We start from the raw sequence: 24,571 nt of genomic DNA, 5'->3' as shown, positions 1-24,571 counted from the left end.
ACCACGTGCCGATGCGTGCAAAGGCACTGATTCGGCTGACTAAGACCCGCACGGGTTGACGAGTCGAGTCCTGACGCGGCAAGGCGCAGAAGCCCTCAACTCCCACCGCAGGCGAACCGAGGTAGCCACAGAAGTCGTGGATACCGACCACAGAAGTCCCGGCCCAGGTTCCTGGGCCGGGACTTCGGTGTTTCGCAGGGTTTTTTGGCTCCGGTTCTGGGGCGCGCCAGAGGCTTCCTGAGGGCCGTTCGCGCTGGGTGCCCGGCCTGGTGCCCTGGACGCATGGACCCGCCTTCGCGCGGGTCCGTGAGGGCGGGATGGTGTCGCGTCTGGCGCGGGCGCGGGCGCGGGCGCGGGCGCGTGCCCGGTGACGCCGAATTGTGCAGCTTCCAGCAGGCGGGCGACCACCTGAGGGCAGTGCTCGTGCGGCACCTCCGGTCACGCGCACGTCGAGCAGCGGGGCGGACGGGAGGGGGCTACTGGTCGCGGCGGGTCTTGACCCAGGCGGCTGCTCTTCCGGTGCCTTCGGGGCGGGCAGACCCTTCGCGCTTGAGCTGGTCCAGGGCGAGCCTGATGGTGGGGTCGCTGACGCCGGGCAGCGCGGCTCGGATGTCACCGATCTTGAAGATCTGCGGCGCGTGCTGGGTTACGTACTCGCGGACCCGGTCTTGTTTCGTGCCAGTTGAACGCTGCGCTGCGGTGCCTTGCTCGAACCGTTCGTAGGCGCGAGAGAGGACGTCGACAAAGTAGGACAGCCATGGCCACGGGTCGTTGGTGCGTTCGTGCCACCCGTGTGTGGACCCGAGCAGGGCCGCGTAGTAGGTGTCTGCGGTCTCGGCGATGAGCTGTTCGAGGGAGACGTACTTCCCGACCGTGTACCCGGTGTCGTCCAGCAGCGCGTTGGTGAGCGCTCGGACGACGCGCCCGTTGCCGTCCTCGAAGGGGTGGATGGTGAGGAGGTCCAGGACGAAGAGACCGATGAGCAGGACCGGGTGGTGGTCGCCAGTCGTCAGGGCGTCTCGATACCGGTCGACGAGCTCGGCGGTGTAGTACTTGGTGCGAGATGCCGGCACGGGGACGAACCGAACGTCGACGGTGCCGTCCGGGGACCGGTCGACGACGAGGTTGTCGGTGTCCTTGAAGTGTCCGCCGGACGACTTGGTGTTCGCGAAGAGCTCGCGGTGCAGGTGAAGGAGAAGGCCGACGTTGAGCGGGCGCCATTCGTTGCCGAAGAGGTAGTCCAGCGCCGCACGGTAGCCGGCGAGTTCCTGTTCGCTGCGGGTGCGCAGCACGGCCGCCTTGCCGCTGATGATGACTGCTGCTCGGGACTGGTCGGAGACCACGATGCCCTCGAGGGCTGAGGACGCGGTGATGCTGGCGACTCGAGCGCGGTTGGCCAGTTCGGTCAGCAGCGCGGGCAGCTGGTTGCGGAACAGCTCTTCGCGACCGCGGCCGACGTCGACGCGAGCGAGCTTGGTCACCACGGCGCCGGGCACGCTGCCCAGGCAGCGGTCAAGGTCGACGAACGACTCCACAGAACTACCCCAATCATCCTCTAAACACACCAATCAACGGCTCGATTACCTAGTTTAGACAGTGTTGTGGGGTAGTTGCCGCGCAACCAGCCACTCTGCTCGCCGCGGCGAGGTGTTGGCGAGCAGGGCTCCAGCTGACGGCTACAGCGACGGCGACTTCTGAGACGTGGCAGACGCCCCAGTGCGCCCGGTCGCTAGTCAGGCTCGCGCGCACCCCCGAGGAGCTGCGCGCAAGTTGAGCACAGATCGGTTCACCAGACGGTTCGGCGCCGCGCTGCTCGACATGTTCGACGATGGGACGTGGGTTCCCCGCACCCCGTGAACGTTGCTGGAGCGAGTCCCGCCGCGCCCGCCGGGTGACCCGCGCGCTCAGCGAGGACGCCCTCCCGCAGCCGAACGGAGGGCCCCGACGCCTCTGGCCTGCGAAAACCGGCAACTCTCTCGACGTCAAGGCAAACGTGACGGGGAACGCTCTGGCGCGTGACGGGTGGCCTCGACCTCTCCCGAAAGCGCAGGTCAGACCCTTCTGTAGTTAGCCCGAACCTGCCGGCGGGCCGTCGCGCGTGCAGCTGAGCTTCGGGTAGGTCGGGGCTAGATCTTCCACGCCTCGCATGTAGTCGCTCTCAGGCGAAGACTCGCGAACACGCCGAGCGCTTGTTGAGATTCACGGCACAACTGTTGACGTATGCTCAACGCAGTGTTCAGTTGTCGCGATCCCCACGTGGGCACCTCAGCGGTGGGCCGCAAGTGTGGTCAATTTCCCCGACGTGGCAGATGAGCGCTACTCAAAACTTCGCTGTAGCCGCCGGCGATAGCCCGACACACCCCATCCCTGGGATCCCTCATGACCTCTCACGAGTTGCGATCGACGCCCTCTCCGGGCAGTGCTGAGACCCGGGCGCGACGAGCGCAGCGCACGGCCGAACTGTTCCGTCTTGCGGCCAGCGCCTCAGACGCTCGACAGGCTCGGTCGTTCCTTGACGACATCGTCGTGCTCAATGTTGCGGCTGCCGAGTCGCTGGCCTCGCGGTACCGCAGACGTGGTATCGACTACGACGACCTCGCCGCCGTTGCGCGGCTTGCGCTTGTCAAGGCTGTGCAGCGATTCGATGTCAATGCCGGTTTCGACTTTTTCTCGTTTGCAGCCCCCACCATTCGCGGGGAGATCAAGCGCTACTTTCGTGACCACGGGTGGATGGTCCGTCCCCCTCGTCGAACGCAAGAACTGCAGCGTGCGATTGCGTCAGTGGAGAGCAACTTGAGCGCCGAGCTTGGACATTCACCACGCCCGATCCACCTTGCGGACGCCCTAAACGTGGACGTCACCGACATCGAGCAGGCACTAACTGCGCGGGGCTGCTTCTCACCCGCATCGCTCGACCTGCCAATTGGGACTGATAGCGACACTACTGTGGGTGAAACGTTGGCCGTTCACGATACGCAACAAGCTGCCGTTGAGGCACGAACTGCGTTGGGTCCCTTGGTGCGGCGGTTGGGGGAGCGCGACCGGCGCGTCATCGAACTGAGATTCTTTCAGGGGTTGACCCAGAGCGAGATTGCGAAAGACATCGGGGTAACCCAGATGCAGATCTCGCGTCGGTTGGCTCGCATCCTTCGGGACCTGCGCCGAGGAATGACTGATGGCGCCCATGCGATGCCTCCGCAGCGACATGACCGCCGTAGCAGCGTGACGCATCCGATGTCGGCCTAGAGGCGACGGCGCCCCAACCTCTTCTGTATTAGGATTTTTGACCTACTTGAGGGCGTCCGCGACGATGCCATCGCCGTTTTACGCAAGCACGGCTAAGAGGACGTCCGTAGCACCGATGTGCCATTCTCAGGAGTGCACGGGTATGACGACGGCTAGTGCGGTGAGCCCATCCGGGATCAAACACACGCGCTATACGAGGACACGTTCGACCAGAACCTCCTAGGGCACGCACGCAGGTCCTGACCCCAGCTCGTGCAGAACACGGACACGCGTGGGCGCCGCTTTGGGCCGTAGGACAAGATCGCGAGTCGGGCCGCGACCCCCGCCGCGCGATCGTCAGCGGCAGGGTCCCTCCAGCGGCGTGGCGCGACCACCTGTAGTCGTCTACACCAGTCGCGGTGCTGACGCATCTACTGCTCCAGAACACGGACGGAGCATCGGGGCATGAGACGCCGTTGCCGACGCCCAGGAGACGCCCTGGGGCAAATGATCAATTACAGACCATCCGCGACTGCGTTCTGCAGGCACCCCACTGTCATCCGGTTCTCGCTCGCTAAAACCGCTGACATCTAGCGCGGCGGCCCCGCTGTGGCGACTGGTTCGGCAAGAATGCATATCCGTGGAGAGTCGCCCGCACAACGGGGGAGAGGTGCGGGCGACTCAGCCACGGGAGCGAGACGGGAACGACATCGGAGCCGTCGCCGAGAAGGTGTGGTCCTGATCCCGGCTTCGAGGCGTCGGTGCAGCCCTTCCTCGCGCCGCGACCTCTACATTAAATTCCACAATGTGTTGAGGTCAAGGGTGTCTTGGTCGGGAGTTCGAGTGAGTCACGATGGAGGCACCTCATCATCTCTGGGCGGACTGCCGGGGTGATGAGTAGTGAGGTCATGGGACCACTAGGGCGCGGCGACGGTGGGTGCCGGTTTGCGGCTTGCACACGGACCGCCACGGCGACGTACCGACTTTGGGGCGCCGCCTACCGCTGAGGGCGGAGAGTAATGAAGCGCGCAGTCAACCCGGGTCACTCGGTAGCGCGACCCATCGGTAGTTCTAGGACACCGACATGGCGTCGTGCTGTGATGGGACCTTGTCGGCCAGCATGACGCGGCACGGCGAGCTAACGAGGGGCGGCAGGTAATGGACTCAGTAGCGACCGTGGCCATCATCGAACGAAACGCCGAGCTCGCCGCTGCAATTCTCGACGTGCTCACCGCAGAGGCCAACCTACTCGTAGCATCTGTCACCTCTGGGATGACTGACCTGGTCAGTGACCTCTCCGGCCAGCGCATTGACGCGCTCGTCCTGGGGGTTCGCGGAGCGTCAGACTACGGCGAGCAGGTAAGCACTGCTTTGCTGCAACTGGAGGCTGCATCTGGCCGCGCGCCCGTCATGATCGCACACTGCACCAGTTGTACCTCCGCACAAGCCGCCTTGCTACTAGATGCCGGCGCCGCTGGCGTCATACTGAAAGGCGAGTGCGGGTCCTCACTAGGCCGCTTGGTGTCACGCTGCATCTCCGGATCCGTTGAGATCGCGTTGCCGGCCAAGGTTGCTGCGGTCGTCCGTGCGCAACGCACCGCCCGGCGCCACGCCTGACGCTGTCACGGGCCATCTCTGTGGGTGGCGACTGGGCTGGCGAGAGGATGGAGATATCCGCAGACCCAACGTGGAGGGACGAGTCTGCGGAGCCTTCGACCCATACGCTCCACCGGGAAGCGTCGCAGTAGTCACGACTCCTGTGTGGAGGCGAGGCACCCGAACGCGCTAGCTCCCTCGGGGATGGCCGATGGCCGATGGCCGATGGCCGATGAGACGAAGCGCGGCGCTGGTTCTGTGATCGAGTTGAGGACACGGCTGTCCCGGCCTGCGCCACGCTGCGGGACTGGAACAAGTTGGTGCTCCGGGGAAGCAGCAAACTTCCCCGGAGCCGCCGTTGAACCTACGCCAACCACCCGCGTAGGGACAGCGAAACCGCTACGCCGTGAGGTGGTGCTCCTGACCAGCGAGCATCGGCACCGTGAGGTCCGGCGTGGTCGGTGAAGGTCGGCGGGTTCCTGTGGTGGAGCCGATGGGGCCATCCGGTTCAGACGGCGAACGTGTACCTCATGCTCAACGGCGGACCCGACGATGACTGGCCCACCGAGGGCGCCGAGCTTGATGCAACTGTTCGGGGGTGGAGCCAGGGCCGGTGGGTCAAGGATGATGAGGACGCTGACCGCAGGGTCCTCGCTGTCTCGTGGTTGTCGGCGGAGGAGTCGGACGAGGTTGCTGAGCGGGAGTGCGCTTTCGATCTTGCGAGGATGAGGCGCGCCCGACGCTCGTAGGCGCAGTTTGGTGGAACGGCTCATTTACGAGGTCCAACGCATCCGGGCTTCGAGTGTCAGTTTCCGTCCGGCGTCTGGCGCCTGGCGGCGCTCGTTCACGATGTCTCGGTTCCGACGCTAGGGGTATGAACAACGAGCGTATCGACGTCACCCGGATCAGTGCCGGGGAGACGATGGCGGTGGCTGGACGCCTGCGTGGAAGGTTTCAACTTCTCGGTGGCACCGGGTCCGGGTTCACGCGGGTGACCGACGTCCACACTGACCGCGTCCTTCTGGCTCCTGCGTGCCTTGAGGAGTGGAGTGCCCCGGCGCTGTTGGTGATGCGGGAGCTGCTGAGCCCGGCGGAGGCGGTGGCGCTGGAGCGTTGGGATGTCGGGGCGGCGTTCGACACGGTGCGCAGGCTGGTGGTGGGTGAGGCGATCTTGCTGGAGCGCCGACCCGCTGGCCGACTTGCGCTTGTAGCGCGCGGCTCCTGGGGGTCAGCGTGTTCCGGCTGATCGACGAGGGTCGCAGCTAATGCTCCTCACCGTCCCGGGCCGCTATGAGGTCCGCACCCAACTGATGCATCATCACGTCTTGCACGAATGGTGCGATGTGTAGACGAGGTCCAGAGAGATCCGTCGTTTCCACCAGGATTCGCGCGATGTCTACCAGCTGACGCTGATTAGCCCCGCCTGGTCCTCGGCTGTTTTTCAATGACGTTGGCGCCGCCGTTGACGCCGCGGCCGCGCATCAGCAGTACGGCTTTGGTGCGGCTGCGTGTGCCCAACGCGGTGTAGATGGCGCCGATCTCGCGTTCCACGGTTCGCAGCGACGTTGCGAGGGTGCGGGCAATCTCTTGATCCATGTGGCCAAGGCAGATGAGCCGCGCGACCTGAAGTTGCCGTGCTGTCAGCGGGGGCGCCTCGTTAGGCGCGAGCGCGGTACGGCAGTGCGGCACCGTGGCTCGCCAGAGGTCCAGGAGCGCCGCGACGACATGTGGCGAGTGTGTGCTCATGGCCACCCGGTTGCCGGCCGCGTCAGGGTCGACGCCAATCACCGCTGCTCGAGCATCGACGATCACTGCCCGCATGAGTACGGGACCGATCAGGGTGCGGGGAAAGATAGAGGTCAGCAGAGGATGGGTAGTCAACGTCGTGGGGGTGGTGATGAGACGCAGGTCAACCTCGCGCGCCTGAGCCTGGCGGACCAGGTCGATGCCGGGCTCTTCTGGGTCGTAGCTGTAGTGGGGCTGCAAGACCCGGACGGTATGGGTGGCGAGCGGCTGGAGGCGGCGGAGTTCAGCGACGATGTCCACCCAACCGATCAGGGGCTTCACGGTGGCGCCGCAACCTGACGCCCGGCTACGTGGAGCGTCGATGAGAGCTGCGACATGGCTGGCCTTCTGCCGCAGCCGCAGAATTTCGGGGCCTTCGGTGACCGCATGTCCGTCCGCGACTGAGAACATCACCAATGGTCTCATCATCGTGGTGGTCTGGGGGTCAGATATGCGACCCGCTTTCGGTGCCACGTGGTCCATGGTGATTCGGTGCAGTCCGTGCAACTTCCCCGAACCCCGCACGGGCCGGCGTCGATTCGCTCTTCCCATGATCTTGAGTCGACGTACCGCTTAGGGTCAAAGGGCGGACCTGGCGCTCAGCGATCTTGTCTTAGTCTCCGGGGTCCGCCGCGCGGCGCGGACCCACGTGTCTCTCAGTCAGGTGCTGCCTCGCGTGTCTGCTGCTCCCTGGACCGTCGCTCAGCCCTGCTTCTTCAGCTGGGCCAGCCGGCCGACGAAGGCCAGGCAACAACCGAGACGTACCCCGAGATGCCGCCCGCCAGATCTTCAGCGGCGACGATTTCTCGCCGAGGAAGGCCTCGTCGCCCAACTCACCGGTGACGCTCTGGACTGAGTCGACTGAAAGGTGAGGGCAGGCTGCGATGCAGCTCGCAACCGAGCGCTTCTCAAGTCGACCGCCCTCCGCAGAGCGGGCGCCGGCCCCAATCGCCGGAAGAGGATTTCGCTGTGGGTCGGTCGCGCTCCACGAAAGGGGTGATCAACGGTCCTGTCGTGGCAGTTGGCAGTGTTGGCTGGCCAACGTGACCTTTCGCTCAGCCCTTGGGCGGGTGAGGGTCGTTCCCGTAGGAGTTGCGGCCTCCGATTGTGCCGTCCTTCTTGTGAATCAGGTGCTCGACGCCATCCTTCTTCGCCGCCGCGCGACCGGCCGCCTGCGCCTCGGCCTTGGTGTCGTGCGTGCTTGCAGCGCGCTTCCCACCCTCGCGGCGGTTAGCCCATCCATCTTCAGTCGGCACCGTATGAACGTTCTTCTTGTCGGCCATCACAACTCCCTTTCTGCGCCCCTCAGGTGAGGGGACCAACGCCACCAGCATCTCAGCCGATGCGGCCCGGCGGAGTGATCTCGCTGGTCGCGCCGCACGTGATGACCCCCTTCTGCCCGCCCATGGCCGTTGCGGGCGCCAAGTCGTGAGCGCCTGCTGATCTACTCGGGAGCTGGCTGATGCTCGAGTCGGCTGCCTCCCGTGGAACAACCGAGCCACTCCTTGGAGGTCGCAATGAGCGCCCTGCTGGTCGGGTACGCCCGACACTCCACCGATCACGAAACCTCACCGCCCACTGCGCCGCCATCCTCGGCCTCGGCTTTGAGGCCGAGCGGATCTACATCGATGTCGGCGTGACTGGTACGAATCGGAAACGTCCCGGGCTCTCAAGGCACTCGCGACCTACCGCGCGACAGACACCCTGGTAGTGACCAAGCTCGACCGCTTAGCCCGGGCCCTGTCGGACGCCCGGGCGATCGGGCACGAGCTCACCACGCGACACATCAGCTTGAGCCTGGGCGGGTCGGTCTATGACCCCACCGATGCGGTCGGTCGCTTACTGCAAGCATTGGCTGCGAGAAAATTGGCTCCGGAATGTCGGCTCAGCCGCGCTATCGACGGTGCTGGAAGGGCGTCTGCGCGCGTCCAGTCATAACGGATAGGTTGTCCGGTATTCTACTTGCATGACGCAGAGCGCTGGGGTACGAACCCGAAAGGATGCGAATCGTAACCGGACGCGGATCATCGAGGTCGCGCAAGAGGCGTTCCGCGAGCCTGAGGAGCCATCAATGGCTGAGGTGGCGCGGCGCGCAGGAGTGGGAATGGCGACCCTCTACCGCAACTTCCCCGGCCGCCTGGAGCTGCTGACCGAGCTGTATCGCACCGAGATTGAGGACATCTGCGCGGCAACGATCACCGTTGAGGGTGACTCTCCCGGCGAGCGATTGCTGAACTGGCTCTCAACCTTTCATGCAGTCGGAGGTCGCAAGGGTCCCTTGATCTCCCTGCTCCGCGGCGAGCCCGGCCGTGGTGGGTCCGATGATGGGGATGCGGTGGTGACTGGTAGTCGCGCCTTGGTCGTCCGTGCCGGGGAGCCGCTGCTTCTTGCGGCTCAGAACAACGGTGAGGTTCGCGTGGATGTCTCCATCCGACAGGTCCTGGACGCCATCGCCGCGCTCGGTCAGGTGGGCGAGGACCCAGCCTCCTCAACGACTCTTGTCCAGGTCTTCATCGACGGCCTTCGCGTCCGGAGTTGATGGGTCACACGGCCGACCGTAGCGGTGAGACGTGCTTACTGTTGAAAGCGGACAGCCTGTCCGTTACGGTAGTGGACAACCTATCCGGTTTCGGGTGGGACCATTGCAGGAAAGGACAGAGCCATGACGTTGGACCTCAAGACCACCCCGGCCGCCCGCAAGACCCCCGGCGGGACGCTTCCGGAGATCAACCTGGACGCCCGCCGGAACCTGCCGACGTTCCTCGACGCCGAGCTGCACCTGATGCACATCGCCGGACAGCGGGTCCCTGCCGCGAGCGGTGAGACGCTGCCGAACATCGACCCGGCCACAGAGGGTGCACTGCCTTGCGTGCCGCGCGGCACGGCGCAGGACGTCGACTCTGCCGTCGTCGCGGCCCGACAGGCCTTGCTCGACCCGGCCTGGGCGCGGATGAGTGCCGATGGCCGCGGTCGCGTGCTGAGTCAGATCGCCGACCTGATCGAGGTCAACGCCGAGGAGCTCGCGATCCTTGATTCCGTGAACATGGGGGTGCCGAGGATGATCAGTGACCAGATGCTGGCTGAGTCCGCTGAAATCTTCCGCTACTACGCGGGCTGGCCTACCAAGCTGTTCGGGACCACGGTGCCCACCGCGCACGACCGGCTCGGGTACACGCGCAAGGAGCCGCTCGGTGTCGTCGGGATCATCTGGGGCTGGAACGGCCCCATGGCCCAACTGCCGAGCAAGCTCGCTCCGGCCCTGGCCACTGGGAACACGGTAGTACTCAAGCCCGCCGAGACCGCATCGTTGAGCACCCTGCGGCTCGCCGAGCTGTTGGAGTCGACCGACCTGCCCGCCGGGGTCATCAATGTCGTCACCGGTCTCGGTGCCGAGGCGGGCGAGGCGCTCGTCGCGCACCCGGGCGTCGCCAAGATCGCCTACACGGGCTCGACCGCCATCGGCAAGCACGTGCAGCAGGTAGCCGCCGGAACGCTCAAGAACGTCACCCTCGAGCTGGGTGGGAAATCCCCGACCGTGGTGTTCGCCGACGCCGACCTCGAGGCAGCTGCTCGTGGCGCGGCCGTGGCATTCCTGGGCAATGCCGGTCAGGCCTGCGTCGCCGGATCCCGGGTGTTGGTCCAAGAGGAGGTCCGCGAAGAGTTCACGACGCTGCTGGCCCAGGCCGTCGAGGCGTTCGCGCCCCTGGACCCGTTCATGCCGGGCTCGCCGGTGGGTGCGCTGGCAACCAAGGCACACTTCGACCGCGTGCAGTCTTATGTCGACGGCGCTGTCGCAGAGGGCGCACGCGTGGTCACGGGCGGCACCCGCTACGGCAACCAGGGCTTCTTCTTCACCCCGACTCTGATCGACGACGTCACCCGTGACATGACGGTCGTGCGTGAGGAGATCTTCGGACCCGTTGGCGTCGTGACCAGCTTCACCGACATCGACGACGCGATCGCTCAGGCCAACGACACGCAGTACGGCCTCGCCGCCTCGGTGTGGACCACGAACCTCACGACCGCCCACCAGATGGCCGCAGCGATCCAGGCCGGCACCGTGTGGGTCAACACCTGGGGGGAGCAGGCCAACATGGCCCTGCCGTTCGGCGGCTACAAGCAGTCCGGTGTCGGCCGCGAAGGCGGCCTGGAGGTCCTCGACGCCTACACCCAGTCCAAGGCCGTCCTCATCGCCCTCTAGGCGACGGTAGGCATCGCGGGGACACCGCTGGGCGGCACACTGCCGCCGTGCCCAGGCGGCCGACATCTGCTCTGTGGGCGGCCGGCCGAGTCGCCCGGCCGGCCACACCTCCTCTGCGACCTGAGCGGCGCCCTTCGCAGTGCCTTGTTGCCCACCACGCCGGCCATGACCGCCGCTCGACAAAGTCCTTCGCAGTCACGCGTGCACTTTCGCGCGCCCCTTCACGCCTGCCCACAGGAGTTCTCCATGACCACGACACACCATGATGCACAAGGCTCTCCGACCAACACCACGACCGAGGTCAGCCCCCCCGACGTCTGGGAAGGCGTGGGCTGTGATGGTGGTGCTCGGCGTGGCCGAGATGATGGCCACCCTGGACACGTCCATCGTCAACATCGCCCTCCCCTCCGCCCAAAGCGACTTAGGCTTCGCCGACTCTCAGCGGACCTGGGTCGTGACGTCTTACGCCCTGGCCTTCGGCAGCCTGCTCCTCCTCGGTGGTCGGGTCAGCGACATGATCGGACGCCGACGCGCCTTCCTCGTCGGCGCCCTTGGGTTCGCTGCCGCCTCCACCCTGGGTGGCCTGGCTCCCGGTTTCGCGACGCTTATCACCGCCCGCACCTTCCAGGGCGCCTTCGCCGCGCTACTCGCACCATCGGCCCTGTCGCTACTCTCCAGCATCTTTTCGGCCGGGCGCGACCGGGCTAGAGCCTTCGGAGTGTTCGCCGGGCTCGCTGTCACCGGCTTCGCCCTCGGCATGGTCCTTGGCGGAGTAATCGCCGAGTACGCCAGCTGGCGCTGGTGCCTGCTCATCAACCTGCCCCTATGCGCCTTCGCAGTTGCGGGCGGGACCGCGGTCCTGCCGCGCCTAGACGCCGAGCGCCGTCCGGCGCTCGACCTGCCCGGTTCGATCACGGTCGTGGCGGGGCTGTTCCTGCTTGTCCTCGGTCTATCCAATGCCGAGGGACACGAGCTCCGTGACCCGCAGGTGCTCGCGCCGCTCGGAGCCGGGGTGCTCGTACTCGGCCTCTTCGTCCAGATCCAGCGCCGGGTTGCCTCGCCTCTGCTTCCGCTGCGGGTTGTCTTGGACCGTCGCCGCGGCGGCGCCTTCCTGGCCGCGTTCGCGATGATCGTCGGCATGCTTCCCATGGTGCTGTTCCTCAGCTTCGTGCTGCAGCAACAGCTCGGCCTGTCTGCCGCCCTCACCGGTCTGGCGTTCCTCCCACTAATCGTGGGCAACCTCGCCAGTGCCCACCTGCTCGCCGACCGACTCCTGCCCCGCACCGGTCCCGCGCCCGTAATCGCCCTTGGACTGATCTGCGGCGCGCTCTCCTTGGCCTGGCTCACCCAGCTCGATGCCGGTGCCAACTACGCCGCCGATATCCTCGGACAGGTCCTACTGATGGGCATTGGCATGGGATGCGCGGTGCCAACCGCCTTCAACCTGGCCACCCACGGCGTGGACTCGGCCGACGTCGGCATCGCCTCGGCCACCATGAACGCCACCCAGCAGCTCGGTGGCTCCCTCGGCGCCGCCCTGCTGTCCAGCATCGCGGGCACAATCACCGCTACCGCCACGGTGCCCGCGTCAGACACGGCCACCATTCACGGATATACGGTCGCATTCGCCGTCGCCGGAGCGATCTTGTTCTGCGGTGCTGTCATTTGCGGCGCTCTGATCCCCCGCGACCCCTCGGTGAGTCACTGACGCGACCCCAATACGCTCGACCCGGCCCCGCACCCGCATGCCCCGCGAGACGATCCCGCACTGGTCACGGTCCGGTGAGGGTCCGCAAGCGAACTTCTCCCAGCGACGAAACTCCACGCGCATTGATGACATGTCATGTCTTCAGGTAACGTGATGACACGCGGTGTCCTCACTGGCCCGCTACCGCGTTTGATCAGTAGGAGTGGCTGTGCCTCACAGCATCGAGAAAGTCCTGGTCATCGGAGCCTCGGGATTGGTGGGAGGGCATCTCGTTCGGCAGCTGCTCACTGAGGGTCGGACGGTCCATTGCCTGGCCCGCGACGCAACCCGCGTCCAAGAGTTAGCTGACGCAGGTTGTGAGGTCACCACCGGCGACATCCTGGACCCAGCGGCGGTCGCGACCGCCCTGGAGTCGGTCCAGGCCGTCTACATCTGCATCCACACTTTGTCACCCCAAGCGCACAGCTCGTCAGGTCAGAATTTCATGGACGTGGAGACGGCGGGCATTCAGAACGTCATCAATGGGTGCCGTGATGTCGGTATCCGCCGGTTGATGTACGTCACCTCCATCGGCGTCGCGACTGACGCGCGTAGTGCCTGGGTGTGCGGCAGAGCGCAGATCGAGCAGCGTCTGTTCGCCACCGGGTTGGATGTCACGGTCATCCGGCCGGGCATGATTATCGGGCGGGGAGGGACCGGCTTCGACGCCGTTGCGCGCGGAGCGCGGGGACGGGCTGCCATCGTTCTGGGACGCGGTACGCAGCGGTTCCGCACCATCGCCGTCGACGACATGGCCTACTACCTGGCCGGTGTGCTCGACGATCCCCGATCCTTCGGCCATCACTACGACGTGGGCTCCGACGACGTCATGACCATCGGCGAGATGATCGATGTCGCCGCGGAACGCCTTGGCCGCCGGCGCCCGGTCAAGGTCCACCTTCCGGGCCGTCTGCTCCGGTCCGCGGCGCCACTGATCGAGCGCGCGACCTCGATGCCGCGGGGCGCCATGACGGGCCTGGTCGACAGCCTGCAGGTCGACATGTCCGGTGATCCGAAACCTATCCGTCTGATTCTCTCGCGCACGCCCCAGACCTACCGCCAGGCGATCGAACACGCGCTGAGATGAGGGACCGACCATCTACAAGCTGTGGCCCTCGGCCGGCACGCTTGTGGCGGACGGGTACTTCACAGAGTCGGGCAGACGCTCAGGTTCCCCGACACCGGCGACATCGAGGCGGATCTGCGCACCCAACTTCATGCCTTCGCCACGCTGCTCACCTCGACCCAGGTGGGCCGGAGTATCGCTCGCTGAGCTGATCGGACCTGCTCAGTCCGACCCCCAGACTCATGGAGGCCTATCGCGAGCGCTACTCAGGTCCCCGCAGAGCGCTCGCGGTAGAGCGTCCCGAGATGGCTCAGACCCAGGGGGCAGCTCACGGCCGAACTGGACGTCGCGGTCGGACCAGCTGTGGCGGGCATGCCATCACCGCCTGCTCCTCTCCGACCAGCCCCTCGACGATGCCTTCGTCAGTGCACACATCAACAACCTGTTCCGCGGCCCGCGCCCCGTAAGTCACAGTTCACGAAACCGGCCGAGGGCGGCGACCGAAGCTCACCTGGAATTGGGGTCATGGGGGCATCGATCTGTTCCGCGCCCGACCGGATACGCCTACTCCTCGCGCGGCTCGAGGCGGGCGAACTTCGCTCTGCCCGCGCCTCGCCAGGCAGGTGCGCTCCTTGATTTTCGGGCTCCTTGGACGGCGAGAACGGATGAGGTGCATCAATCCCAGCGAGGCGACCACGCACTGCTTGCGGTCGGGCCGCACCCTGCCATCGGCGACAGCGTGGCGCGCTAGGCACACACCTGCTGACATGACATGTCATCACCTAGGGTGACGGCATGAGCCGCTGGCAGCCAAACGCGCGGGAACGCCTCGCCGACGCTGCCCTCGAGCTGTTTGTCGAGCAGGGGTTTGCGTCCACAACGGTGCCGGAGATCACCGCACGTGCCGGTCTGACAACGCGCACGTTCTTTCGTCACTTTGCCGACAAGCGTGAGGTTCTCTTCGACAGCGGCGACTCACTGCCAGCGTTAGCGCGCCGGATCATCGCCGAGGCTCCGCCCGAACTGAGCCCCATCGCGGTCATCGCCGGGGGACTCGACACCGTGGCTAGCGAACAGTTCGGTGGCGACATCGAACACTTCCGGACTCGTCGCGCCGTTATCCACGCCGATGAGAGTTTGCGCGAACGCGAGCTGCGCAAGATGTCAGCGCTGTCTGAGGCCATCAGCCACGGGTTTCGACAGCGCGGGCTCGATGAGTTGAGGGCGACCCTCGTCGCTCACGTCACCGCGACCGTCTTCAGCGTGGCCATCGGTCGCTGGCTCGACGAGGACAAGCCAGCCCCCCTATCCGAGCTTTTGCACGACACGCTCGCTGTCCTTCGCTCCGTGTTGGACGACCTGGACGCTTCCGGGTCGAAAGCGCAAGCTCGTGCCGACTCGCGCTAGAACCGACTAGCGCTCACGTGCGTCCCTCAACCGGGTTGCGGGTCGGACGCGCATGAGCGGGCCAGCGCCAGCGCACCGCCCAGGCCAGCGGCAGAGCCGCCGATCACCACCGTGTCGTAGGTCTGCTCATTGGCGCTCATGCTGACAACCTCTCGTTCGCTGGTCTCGCTGGTCTCGCTGGTCTCGCTGGTCTGGCTGGTCTGGCTGGGGCTGCCATCTAGTGCGGGTGGTCATGAACGACCGAAGAAGCGAAGAAACCTTGTGGTCACGAAGCGCGGATTCTCCTCGGGGAGCCAGTGACCGGAGCGGGGGACCTCCACCGCTCGCAGGATGTTGGTGAGCAGGGGCTTGGTCGTGGCTCGCATCGAGGCCAGCCCGCCTTTGGCGGCCATCAACATGGTGGGCACGCGGACCCGGCCGGCGCGTTTGTTGTCGATCTCGTCCTCGTCGAGGGTCCGGTACAGCTCGAAGCCACCGGTGAGAACCTCCGGACGGCGGTAGGTGCGGGCGAACTCCCGGATCTGGGCGCGGTTGAACGGTGACGCGGCACGGGGTCCTCCGAAGGCGGTGCCGCCGTAGGCGACCTGCTTGTAGAACTCGGTGAGGTAGCGGCGCACGTCGTCCTCGACGAGGAACTCGGGGATCTTCTCCTGCTCGTGAAAGGCCAGGTGCCAGCTGAAGGTCCGGTACTTCTCGGCGCTCAACGCCGGGCCGGGCAGCGGGTAGTCGAGGTGGGCGTACCGCCTGACGTGCTCGGGGAACTGTGCGGCGTACTGAAAGCCGACACCGGCGCCTAGGTCGTGTGCGGCGAGGTTGATCTTCCTGAGTCCGAGGCGATCGCGCAGCAGGCCGTGCAGGTACCGGGCCAGGGTCGCCTTTTCGTAGGAGGGGGGTGCCCCTTGGCTGTCGCCGAGCCCAGGCAGATCCACGGCGTAGACGGTGAACTTCTTCGCTAGCGCCGGCATGGTCCCGCGCCACTCGAACCACGACTGGGGCCACCCGTGCAGCAAAACCAGCGGTGGGCCCTGCCCCCGGTCACGTAGTGCATCCGCACGCCGTTGACCCGGGCGAACTTGTGCTGGAAGCGTCGGTTGAAGTCCTGGTCCTCTGCGGTGGCGGCCGCGTGACCCGCGCTCACCCGTGCAGCCGAACCCGAGCCGGCTACAGAGACCGGGGTACCGGAGGAAGTCGGGGAGGTCGACTGCGGCCCTTGCGAGGGGCCACAGGCAGCGAGGAGACCGACGAGCAAGGCGGTCACAACCGCCGCGATCGAGGCCGGTTTCGCGTACGGCTTGGTGCTGGCCAACGCTGGCTGCTTGGGGTGGTGCCGGGTCGACATGTGGTGTTCCCTTCGAGACGGGGGCAGTGGGTCGGTTCCTTGACCTGCGCCCCCGATGACCGGGCTTGGGGTCGGGTCTTGATCAGCGGCCGGTTTGACCGTCGATGAGTTCGCGGAGGATGTCGGCGTGGCCGGCGTGGCGGCCGGTCTCCTCGATCATGTGGGCCAGCGCCCACCTCATCGACGGTGCCTTCTTGCGCGGGGTCGGACGTCGGGTGGGTTCGTCGAGGCCGGAGTCGGCGATGACGTCGTTCGCTTCGTCGACCGCGGCACGGTAGGCGGCCAGGACGTCGTCGACAGTGACGTCGTCGGCGACGTGGAACGTGGCGGGCCAGTCGGTGACGTTCTCGCCGAGGAACATGTACCGCTCGACGTGGGTGACGTGGTGGATCAGCCCAATCAGGTTGGTCCCGGAGGGCACACCGGGAGTGCGCACGTCCGGCTCCGGTGTGCCCTCGACCTTGGCCGCGATGGAGGCGCGTAGGTAGTTCAGGAAGCCCAGCAGGACGTCCTTTTCGCCGTTGCCGGTCGAGGGCGGCGGTGCGTCGCGGCGACGCTTCTTTGGCTGCCTGGCCGGGGGCTTCTTCGTGACTGTCGCCTTCTTGGTCATTGCTCGTACTCCTGTGGGAAACGGATGTCGTGGATGAGATCGAGGTACTCGGGTTAGGTGGAGCTGCGCCGCAAGGTCAGGACGTGGTCGATGACCTCGGCGTCCTGCCCACCTGGCCCAGTGGCGCGTCGAGTCGGGGTGTCTGCTCGTTCGACGATCCAGGTCGAGGGGTGCAGGTCGAGGTCGGCTGCGACCTCCTGTGGCTTGGGGAAGGACGCAGCGGGGTTCTGGTCCCACGACCAGGGAGCCACTGACCCGTGATCGACGACCAGCAGCCGGCCTCCTGGAAGCACCGCTTGCGCGGCGGCGCGCAGGAGCCGTTGGCGGGGCGACGCACCGGGGCTGTGCAGGTACACCGCGCAGACCAGATCGAAGCTGCCGCTGGGGAAGTTGCGGGTTAGGTCAAGGCACATCGTGGTGAGTCGGTCGGCCAGACCCATGGTTCGGGCGCGCTCAGCGACTCGATGGACTGCCGTCGTTGAGATATCGACAGCGGTCACCCGCCAGCCTCGCTCCGCCATCCACAGCGCGTCCCCACCGGCACCGCATCCCAGGTCGAGTGCGGAACCGGGGGTTAAGAGCATCAACGACTCCGGCCAGGATCGGGTTGGCTCGCGCCTGCGATATCGCCGGTCGCGCCTCGTAGTGGGCCTCCCAAAAGTGGGCCACATCGCTGTCCGGTGCGTCGGCGTCGTGAGCAGGTCTAGGTGTCATCTCGGTCGTCCTTCTTCGGATGGACTGTGGAGTCCATCCTTCCCGCGGGTCGGCACGAAACGCACGAAATCTTGCGCCTTTGGCAAGATGGCGGCCATGGACGACATCGAAGGCGTGTTGGACGCGGTCGGGCCTCGCCTGCGGGCGTTACGACAACATCGCAGGATCACCCTGGCCGACCTAGCCGAGACGACAGGAATCTCTGAGAGCACGCTTTCGCGGCTAGAGAGCGGTCAACGACAAGCCAATCTGCAACTGCTGCTACCCCTGGCCAGCGCTTACGGCGTCCCGCTCGATGACCTTGTGGGGGCGCCACGTACCGGCGACCCTCGGGTGCACCTCAAGCCCATGACCAGGCACGGCATGACCTTCATCCCGTTGACCCGCCGGGCGGGCGGGTTGCAGGCCTACAAGATGATCATCCCCAGCGGAAGCATGCCTCCGGACCCCACCCGAAAGACCCACGAAGGATTCGAGTGGCTCTACGTCCTCAACGGCAAGCTGCGGCTCGTCCTGGGTGACCAGGACCTCGAGATCGCACCGGGCGAGGTTGCCGAGTTCGACACCCGCCTGCCTCACGCCCTCGGCAGCGCCGACGGCCTCCCGGTCGAGCTGCTCATCCTGTTCGGCCGCCAGGGCGAACGGGCACACGTGCGAGCCCGGTCCAGGTAGCGGCTCCTCGTGAATCGCGCTGAGGTGAGACGCCGTTGCCCGGTTGGTCGGAGGTGGACGACGCAAGGCCGCTGCCAGGGCGGTTGACCGGGGCGTCGCGTTACAACGGCAGACTCATGTGCGTGAGGGTGCTGGGGTCGGTCAGGGCGTCGATGGTGATGATCTGCTGGCCCTCGACATCGAAGACCAGGAGGGATACGGCCGCGCCCTGGTGGTCGCGGGCCAGGACTCCGCTGCGGCCGGCGACGACGACGTCGGTGGTCGGGCCCGAGCGCGCGGCGAAGTAGGACGCGCGTCGCGCAACCTCCTCGGCGCCCTCGACCTGCACCCGGCCGGCGGGAGAGTCGACGCGCAGCTGCACCTCGGGGTCCAGTACGCGGAGCAAGGCGTCAATGTCTCCGTCACGGGCCGCGGCACGGAATGCGTCGACGACCCGTCGTCGGAGATGCTGGTCGTCCGCCACCCCGTCGTGGCCGCGGACCTTGCGCCTTGCTCGGCTGGCGAGCATCTTGGTGGCATCGGTTGAGCGTCCAAGGACCGACCCAACCTCGCTGAACGGGAGAGCGAAAACGTCGTGCAGTACCAGCGCCACCCGCTCGGCGGGGGACAGGCTGTCGAGCACCACGAGCCTGGCTAGGCCTACGGAGTCTGCTAGTTCGGCCTCGTTTTGCGGAGCGGCAGCCTGCTCGGGCACGACCCGCATGGACTCCCAGGCCTCCTCGCGCGTCCTCGCAGCCGAGCGTGCCCGCAGCAGGTCAGGCAGATGCGGCTGACGACGGTCGTCAGCCAGGCGGGAGCGTTGTCAACGCTTGCGGGGTCAACGCGTTGCAGTCGCAGCCTGGCCTCCTGCACCGCGTCCTCCGCTTCGTCGTGGATCCCGACTAGCCGGCTCGCAATCGTTGTCAGGCGCAAACGCTCTTTGCCGAAGACGCGTGCCAGGTCTTCGTGTAGGTGGGCCCCGCTGGGGCCGTCCTTTCCGGTGTCCACCGGTGTCACCTTTCTGCCGAGGGCTCCGTCGACCAGGTGACGGGCCGAAAGGCCGACAGGTAACAGAGGAGTGACGATGACAGCACGGATGAAGAACCCAGCCACGCTCCTGCCGGGCGTGGTTCCGGCCATCCAAGGTATCTACGGCGCGATGTACGCGACCGGCGTGGACGCCGGCCTGCGGAGCTGGTGCATCTTCGGGTTAGCCAGGTCAACGGCTGCAGCGCCTGCGTGTCCGCCGGTGTCGGATCGGCGAAGAAGCACGGCGAGACCGACGAGCGCCTACATCAGGTGGTGGCGTGGCGTGAGTCCGGGCTGTTCAGCGAAACTGAGCGCAGCGTCTTGGCGCTCGCCGAGGCCGCGACCCGCATGGCGGACCGGGCCGATGCTGTGACCGACGAGATCTGGGAAGCTGCCGCGGCCCACCTCGAGGACGTGCAACTTGGCGCCGTCGTCACGATGATCGCGCTGACCAACTTCTTCAACCGCGTGAACGCCACGGTGCGGGAGCCCGCGGGCGCCACGTGGGGGTAGCCGACGACCCTGCGGTCACCCTGTACGGCGTTACGAAGACCTTTGGCGGGCGCCATGCCGTTCGCGGTGTCGACCTGCAGGTGCACAGGGGAAGCGTCTATGGGTTGGTCGGGCCCAATGGTGCCGGCAAGACCACTCTGTTGCGCATGATGTGCGGCCTGGTCGAGCCAACGTCGGGGCGCGTCGAAGTCGGCGGGCGTCCGGTGAGCGCCCGCCGCACGCCGGCGGGGCTAGGTGCGCTCATTGAGACCCCCGGGTTCGTCCCCCATCTCACCGGGCGCGAAAATCTGCGTCACCTGGCTCGGGTTCGGGGGGTCGACGCCGGCTCTGTCGAGCGGTCCCTGGGCCAGGTTGTGTTGCTCGACCGGGCCGACGACCGGTACCGCACGTACTCCCTCGGTATGAAGCAGCGCCTCGGAGTGGCCGCCGCGTTGCTAAGCGAGCCTGCCGTCCTGGTGCTCGACGAGCCCTCCAACGGCCTCGTTCCGACCGGCGTCGAGGAGATGACGGCGCTGATCGGGCAATTGGGCCGCGCCAACGTCACCGTCGTGGTGTCCAGCCACGCCCTGGCCGACGTGGAGGAATGCTGCACCCACGTCGGGATCGTCTTGGGGGGCCGTCTGGTCGCCGACGGGTCGCTGGCCGACATCCTTGGCCCTGCGCGGGTCCGCCTCCGCGCGAGTCCGCACGGACGGGTAGCGCGCGTGCTGGGCAGGACGCATCCCGCGGTGGTGCTGAAGCAGGGGCGTGACGAGCGGGGCCTGTTCGTCGACGCCGCGGATGAGTCGTCCGCGCCGTGGCTCGTGCAGTCGCTCGGGGAGGCAGGCGTCGACGTGTGGGAGGTGGGTCCGGCGCGCCGGAACCTGCGGACGGTCTACGACGAGTTGCGTCGGACGCTGTGCCCGACGCGATGAGCAGACGACCGGGCGGGGCAACGATTCGGGTCTGGGCCGCCGAGCTTCGACTGCTGCGGGGATGGCCGGCCATCTGGACGGTCGTCGGTTCCTGGTTCGTGCTGCAGCTCCTCTTCGCGTACGCCTTCCCCTATTTGAGCTTCCGCACCGGGTCGGTCGACCTTCCTGGGGCAGAGGGCACCGCCCGCTACCTCTTGGCGTCAGAGATGTCGCCGAGCCGCTCGCCGGACGTCGCCGTCCAGGCCATGCCCCTGTTCGGCGGCGCGATGATGACCGTCGTCGGGGTTCTCGCAACGGGGAGCCGTTACGGCTGGGACCACTGGAAGACAGTTGCCACCCAGGGCGTCCCACGACGCGCGCTCATTGGTGGCGCTCTCGCCGCGGCGACCACACTCACCGCGGCCCTCGTCGTCGTGGTGATGGCCCAGTCGCTTGCCACGTCGCTGGCCATCGCCCACATCGAGGGCCTCCCGACCACCCCACCAACCGCGACGGCGCTGCTGCAACGCGCGGCGGCTGGCTTCGTCGTCCTCGAGACGTGGCTCCTCCTAGGCTGTGCCTCGGGCGTCCTCGCCGCAGTACCGGCCTTCCGACGGGACTGGCCCTCATCTGGACCCTGGTCATCGAGAATTTGCTCCGCGGGGTGACGCTGATTCTCCCTGCGCTCGGACTCCTCACCAATCTTCTCCCGGGCACCGCTGCTGGCTCCCTCATCGGTGCCGTTGCCCAGCCGGCCGCGGTCGGCGTCACACCTGGCGTGCTCAGCGAAATCAGTGGCACCCGCGCTCTGGCCACCCTGTGCGTCTACACCGCCGGCGCCGCCGCCTGCACCTACCTGTCCTTCACCCGGCGAGACCTCACCTGACGCCGCCCGCCGGGCCCTGACGCCCCGCTCCGTCGGCGGCTTGGATGCGTCTCATGAACCGATCACGACCCCTGTGACGCTGGTTGCGCGGGGTGCGCGCATAGGGACGGCCCCACGTAGCGACCTGTGTGTTGCCGGTAGCGACGCGGTGAGTCTTGTGTCATGCGGACGACGTCGCTCGTGCGGGCGAACTTGTCGCCAGGCGCCAGGCGCTAGGCGGGAAGTGGGAGTGGGAGGTGCGGCGTAGGCCCGAGGTCGGGCGCAGGGCCCGAGGTTCTCATCGGAGCGACAGCGTTGAATGACTCCGAGGCCGCCGAAGACGCCCGGTTCGGCCCGCAGTAGACCGAGCTCCCCGCGGTCAGGCGACCGGACGACCCGTGGTCGTCCGAGCAGCCGAAGAAGTAAACCAGGTATCAACGGCCTGTTCAGGTAGTTGTGCAAATTAGTTGAGTGAGGCTGCGGAACTTGGGATGCCGGTCTAGTCCCTTATAAACGCTTATAGCGTCTATGGGCTTGATGTACCACTTCAGGTAGATCTGGCGGTCGTTCACCCGTCACTCTCTTGTCACCGGCCCGCAACACCGTGGGTCACGTTCCTGAGGGGGAATCCTGATGTCCGTCCGCTCCGCTCTTCGCAACAAGCGCCTCGTCGCCGCCGCCTCCGTCCCGGTGGCGGTCATCGCCAGCGGCGCGCTGGTCTGGCAGTCGACGTACGCCGCGTTCTCCGACACCACGTCGAACCCGACCAGCAACTGGACCACCGGCTCGGTCAAGCTCGCCGACAACGACGCCGACACCGCGCTGTTCAACGCCACCAACCTCAAGCCCGGCGCGACCGGCGCCCGCTGCATCACGGTCACCTCGACCGGCACGCTGGCCTCGGCCGTGAAGCTCTACGGCACCGGCTTCACCTCGACCAAGAGCCTCGGTGACGTCATCACCCTCAAGGTCGAGGAGGGCGCCGGCGCCACTAACGCCGCCTGCGCCGGCTTCGTCGCCGACACCGCGCCGGCCGCGACCGTCTTCAACGGCTCGCTGTCGTCCTTCGCCTCGGGCAAGACCGACTTCGCCTCCGGCGCCGGCACCTGGGCCCCGGCGGGCGTCACCGCCGGGAACAGCGAGACCAAGAGCTACCGCGTGACCTACACGCTCAGCTCCACCGCCAACAACACCTACCAGTCCGGTGCCGCCTCGATCGGCCTCACCTGGGAGGCCCAGAACAGCTGATCCCCGGCTGTTCGGACCGCCACCGATCTCGGGTCCCAGGAAAGCAGTCAAGGAAGCGAACCATGAGCGCGATCCACCTCCCTCAGCAGCGACCGGCCTCCGGTCCGGCGTCCGCCACCGCGGCGCCGGCCGGGGAGCCCGGCTGGTCGAGGCTGCTGCTGGTCGCCGGCTCGCGCGCCGCCCTGGCGGTCGTGCTCTGCCTGGTCGTCTGGTCCGTGCTCCCGGCGGCCCTGGGCTGGTCGCCCCGCGTGATCATGTCCGGCTCGATGGAGCCCCGCATCCACGTCGGCGACGTGGTCGTGGACCGCCCGATCGACCCCACCACCCTGACCGAGGGCCGGATCATGACCGTGACCGACCCCGACCACCCCGAGAAGACCCGGACCCACCGCTTCCAGCAGCGGGACGAGGACGGGAAGCTCGTCACCCGCGGCGACGCCAACGAGGCCGCCGACTCCACGCCCGTCGACCCCGACGACGTCCTCGGGGTCGCCGCGATCCGGGTGCCCCACGTCGGCCTCCCCGTCACCTGGCTGGCCCAGGGGCAGCTCGCCCCCGTCGGCATCGCCGTGACGGTCCTGCTCCTCCTCGGCCTCGCGGCCACCACGCCGCTGCGGCTCACCGCCGACGACGCCGCGGAGACCGACGACACCGACGACCCCGGCGACCCCGGCGACTCCGGCGACTCCGGCACCGGTCCCGACGACGCCGACGACTCCGACGGGGACGCCGGCCTCACCATCCTCGACCCGGCCGCCGCCGCCCGCCGGGATCGCCTGCGTGCACCCGCCCTAGGGGGATTTCAGCTGTCGAGCTCGCTGCGATTCATGATCGAGCGACATCCGCGGGTGCTCCGCATCGCCGTTGCCAGTTTGGGCGCACTGGTCGCAACGACACTGACCGTTGAGACGACCTATGCCGCCTTCCTCGAGCCGACAACGAACGGCAACAGCGCCTTTGCCACCGCCGCGGACTTTCGCCCCTACCGCACTGCGGTACTAGCTGACTCGCCATCGTTCTTCTGGCGCCTCGACGAGACCAGCGGCACCGTGGTGGACGACGAGACCACGGCCAACAACGACGGCACCCTGTCTGGGTCCTACGCCTGGGGGCAACCCGGTGCGCTGGACTCCGAGGCCCAGGAGCGCTCACTGTCGCTGAGCTCCGCCGTCATCAACGGCAACGCTCAGGTCGCGGGCCCAGCCCGGTTCAGCCTCGAAGCCTGGATCAAGACCACGACGAGCACTGGCGGCCGAATCTTGGGTTTCGGCAACGCGACCGGCCAGAACGCCTCGAGCACGATCGATCGCCAGCTGTACGTCGGGGCCAACGGCCGCGTCTACCTCGGGGTCGGGAGCGCACGGACAACAGTGGTCAGCAACGCAGCATTGAACGACGGGGCGTGGCACCACCTCGTCGGCACTTACGTCACCGGCACCAACGGTATGCGACTCTACGTCGACGGCGTGCAGCAGACGGTTACGGCCACGGGTAACCTCCAGTCTTTCAACGGATACTGGCGCGCCGGTGCTGAGAACCTCCCCAGCTGGACCGGTGCGCCCGACGCCTACTACGACGGCAACCTCGCCGAACTCGCCGTCTATCCCACGACCCTGAGCGCGGCACGCGTCAAGGCGCACTACGACGCAGGTCATACGCCCTAATCAGACAGACTCGCGCAA

At 66.9% G+C, this 24,571-nt stretch carries 23 protein-coding genes and 1 pseudogene; 16 read left to right on the top strand and 8 right to left on the bottom strand.

Going from position 1 to position 24,571, the window contains the following annotated elements:
* Positions 1–476: 476 nt before the first annotated feature.
* Positions 477–1,535, bottom strand: a complete 1,059-nt coding sequence (locus EDD33_RS08855) for a Fic family protein (protein WP_123390179.1) — start codon at positions 1,533–1,535, stop codon at positions 477–479.
* Between the two features lie 844 nt (positions 1,536–2,379).
* Between EDD33_RS08855 and EDD33_RS08850 the strand changes: the two genes are divergently transcribed.
* The 3 genes from EDD33_RS08850 to EDD33_RS08835 all read left to right on the top strand — a co-directional run bounded on the left by EDD33_RS08850 (position 2,380) and on the right by EDD33_RS08835 (position 6,067).
* The gene (locus EDD33_RS08850) at positions 2,380–3,246 is read left to right on the top strand and encodes a sigma-70 family RNA polymerase sigma factor (RefSeq protein WP_123390177.1); all 867 of its coding nucleotides are present in this window, start codon (positions 2,380–2,382) and stop codon (positions 3,244–3,246) included.
* A 1,155-nt stretch (positions 3,247–4,401) separates the two neighbouring features.
* Entirely contained in the window at positions 4,402–4,842 is a 441-nt protein-coding gene (locus EDD33_RS08845) for a hypothetical protein (RefSeq protein WP_148076986.1), read from the top strand.
* A gap of 853 nt (positions 4,843–5,695) precedes the next feature.
* Positions 5,696–6,067 (top strand): hypothetical protein, encoded by a 372-nt coding sequence (locus EDD33_RS08835; protein ID WP_123390172.1) that lies wholly within the window; start codon positions 5,696–5,698, stop codon positions 6,065–6,067.
* Positions 6,068–6,234: 167 nt separating this feature from the next.
* Here EDD33_RS08835 and EDD33_RS08830 read toward each other — a convergent pair whose 3' ends face one another.
* Positions 6,235–7,017, bottom strand: coding sequence for a helix-turn-helix transcriptional regulator (locus tag EDD33_RS08830; RefSeq protein ID WP_246003655.1), 783 nt, complete (start codon positions 7,015–7,017; stop codon positions 6,235–6,237).
* Between the two features lie 644 nt (positions 7,018–7,661).
* A complete protein-coding gene (locus EDD33_RS08825) occupies positions 7,662–7,889 on the bottom strand; it encodes a DUF2188 domain-containing protein (protein WP_123393206.1) in 228 nt (75 codons plus the stop codon).
* A gap of 388 nt (positions 7,890–8,277) precedes the next feature.
* Here EDD33_RS08825 and EDD33_RS20510 point away from each other — a divergent pair.
* The 6 genes and pseudogenes from EDD33_RS20510 to EDD33_RS08795 all read left to right on the top strand — a co-directional run.
* Positions 8,278–8,544 (top strand): annotated as a pseudogene (locus EDD33_RS20510) (recombinase family protein); the annotation flags it as partial.
* Between the two features lie 28 nt (positions 8,545–8,572).
* Positions 8,573–9,145 carry a TetR/AcrR family transcriptional regulator gene (locus EDD33_RS08815; protein ID WP_123390168.1) on the top strand — a complete coding sequence of 191 codons (573 nt, stop codon included), beginning with the start codon at positions 8,573–8,575 and terminating at the stop codon, positions 9,143–9,145.
* A 123-nt stretch (positions 9,146–9,268) separates the two neighbouring features.
* The gene (locus tag EDD33_RS08810) at positions 9,269–10,807 is read left to right on the top strand and encodes an aldehyde dehydrogenase family protein (RefSeq protein WP_123390166.1); all 1,539 of its coding nucleotides are present in this window, start codon (positions 9,269–9,271) and stop codon (positions 10,805–10,807) included.
* Positions 10,808–11,144: 337 nt separating this feature from the next.
* The gene (locus EDD33_RS08805; protein ID WP_246003654.1) at positions 11,145–12,515 is read left to right on the top strand and encodes an MFS transporter; all 1,371 of its coding nucleotides are present in this window, start codon (positions 11,145–11,147) and stop codon (positions 12,513–12,515) included.
* A gap of 208 nt (positions 12,516–12,723) precedes the next feature.
* Positions 12,724–13,641, top strand: coding sequence for an SDR family oxidoreductase (locus EDD33_RS08800; protein WP_170169743.1), 918 nt, complete (start codon positions 12,724–12,726; stop codon positions 13,639–13,641).
* Between the two features lie 774 nt (positions 13,642–14,415).
* Entirely contained in the window at positions 14,416–15,027 is a 612-nt protein-coding gene (locus EDD33_RS08795; protein ID WP_123390159.1) for a TetR/AcrR family transcriptional regulator, read from the top strand.
* A 230-nt stretch (positions 15,028–15,257) separates the two neighbouring features.
* Here the strand turns inward: EDD33_RS08795 and EDD33_RS08790 are convergent, their stop codons facing one another.
* The 3 genes from EDD33_RS08790 to EDD33_RS08780 form a co-directional block, all read right to left on the bottom strand.
* Positions 15,258–16,037 (bottom strand): alpha/beta fold hydrolase, encoded by a 780-nt coding sequence (locus EDD33_RS08790; protein ID WP_211332483.1) that lies wholly within the window; start codon positions 16,035–16,037, stop codon positions 15,258–15,260.
* 411 nt (positions 16,038–16,448) lie between these two features.
* Complete coding sequence (locus EDD33_RS08785) at positions 16,449–16,976, bottom strand: DinB family protein (RefSeq protein ID WP_123390157.1); 528 nt, start codon at positions 16,974–16,976, stop codon at positions 16,449–16,451.
* Between the two features lie 53 nt (positions 16,977–17,029).
* The gene (locus EDD33_RS08780) at positions 17,030–17,560 is read right to left on the bottom strand and encodes an SAM-dependent methyltransferase (RefSeq protein ID WP_123390155.1); all 531 of its coding nucleotides are present in this window, start codon (positions 17,558–17,560) and stop codon (positions 17,030–17,032) included.
* 226 nt (positions 17,561–17,786) lie between these two features.
* Between EDD33_RS08780 and EDD33_RS08775 the strand changes: the two genes are divergently transcribed.
* Positions 17,787–18,362, top strand: a complete 576-nt coding sequence (locus EDD33_RS08775; RefSeq protein WP_123393205.1) for a helix-turn-helix domain-containing protein — start codon at positions 17,787–17,789, stop codon at positions 18,360–18,362.
* Positions 18,363–18,462: 100 nt separating this feature from the next.
* Here the strand turns inward: EDD33_RS08775 and EDD33_RS20305 are convergent, their stop codons facing one another.
* Both EDD33_RS20305 and EDD33_RS20825 read right to left on the bottom strand, forming a co-directional pair.
* Positions 18,463–18,987, bottom strand: a complete 525-nt coding sequence (locus EDD33_RS20305; protein ID WP_211332482.1) for a sigma factor-like helix-turn-helix DNA-binding protein — start codon at positions 18,985–18,987, stop codon at positions 18,463–18,465.
* 26 nt (positions 18,988–19,013) lie between these two features.
* Positions 19,014–19,481, bottom strand: a complete 468-nt coding sequence (locus EDD33_RS20825; protein ID WP_211332481.1) for a sigma factor — start codon at positions 19,479–19,481, stop codon at positions 19,014–19,016.
* A gap of 99 nt (positions 19,482–19,580) precedes the next feature.
* On the opposite strand from EDD33_RS20825, the gene EDD33_RS08765 reads away from it, so the two are divergent.
* From EDD33_RS08765 to EDD33_RS08740, 6 genes are all read left to right on the top strand, one after another.
* Entirely contained in the window at positions 19,581–19,883 is a 303-nt protein-coding gene (locus EDD33_RS08765) for a carboxymuconolactone decarboxylase family protein (protein ID WP_246003435.1), read from the top strand.
* The gene (locus EDD33_RS08760) at positions 19,874–20,797 is read left to right on the top strand and encodes an ABC transporter ATP-binding protein (protein ID WP_123390153.1); all 924 of its coding nucleotides are present in this window, start codon (positions 19,874–19,876) and stop codon (positions 20,795–20,797) included. The genes EDD33_RS08765 and EDD33_RS08760 overlap by 10 nt, the downstream gene beginning before the upstream one ends.
* 98 nt (positions 20,798–20,895) lie before the next feature.
* Entirely contained in the window at positions 20,896–21,444 is a 549-nt protein-coding gene (locus EDD33_RS08755) for a hypothetical protein (protein WP_148076984.1), read from the top strand.
* Positions 21,441–21,662 carry a hypothetical protein gene (locus EDD33_RS08750; protein ID WP_123390149.1) on the top strand — a complete coding sequence of 74 codons (222 nt, stop codon included), beginning with the start codon at positions 21,441–21,443 and terminating at the stop codon, positions 21,660–21,662. Before EDD33_RS08755 ends, EDD33_RS08750 begins: the two co-directional genes overlap by 4 nt.
* A 612-nt stretch (positions 21,663–22,274) precedes the next feature.
* Positions 22,275–22,889 (top strand): TasA family protein, encoded by a 615-nt coding sequence (locus EDD33_RS08745; RefSeq protein WP_123390147.1) that lies wholly within the window; start codon positions 22,275–22,277, stop codon positions 22,887–22,889.
* 62 nt (positions 22,890–22,951) lie between these two features.
* Positions 22,952–24,553 (top strand): signal peptidase I, encoded by a 1,602-nt coding sequence (locus EDD33_RS08740; RefSeq protein WP_123390145.1) that lies wholly within the window; start codon positions 22,952–22,954, stop codon positions 24,551–24,553.
* The last annotated feature ends 18 nt before the right edge of the window (positions 24,554–24,571 follow it).

Source organism: Nocardioides aurantiacus (assembly GCF_003752505.1).
Classification (GTDB): domain Bacteria; phylum Actinomycetota; class Actinomycetes; order Propionibacteriales; family Nocardioidaceae; genus Marmoricola; species Marmoricola aurantiacus.
Note: the sequence above shows the minus strand (reverse complement) of the source record. Positions and strands in the feature narration are given on the sequence as shown.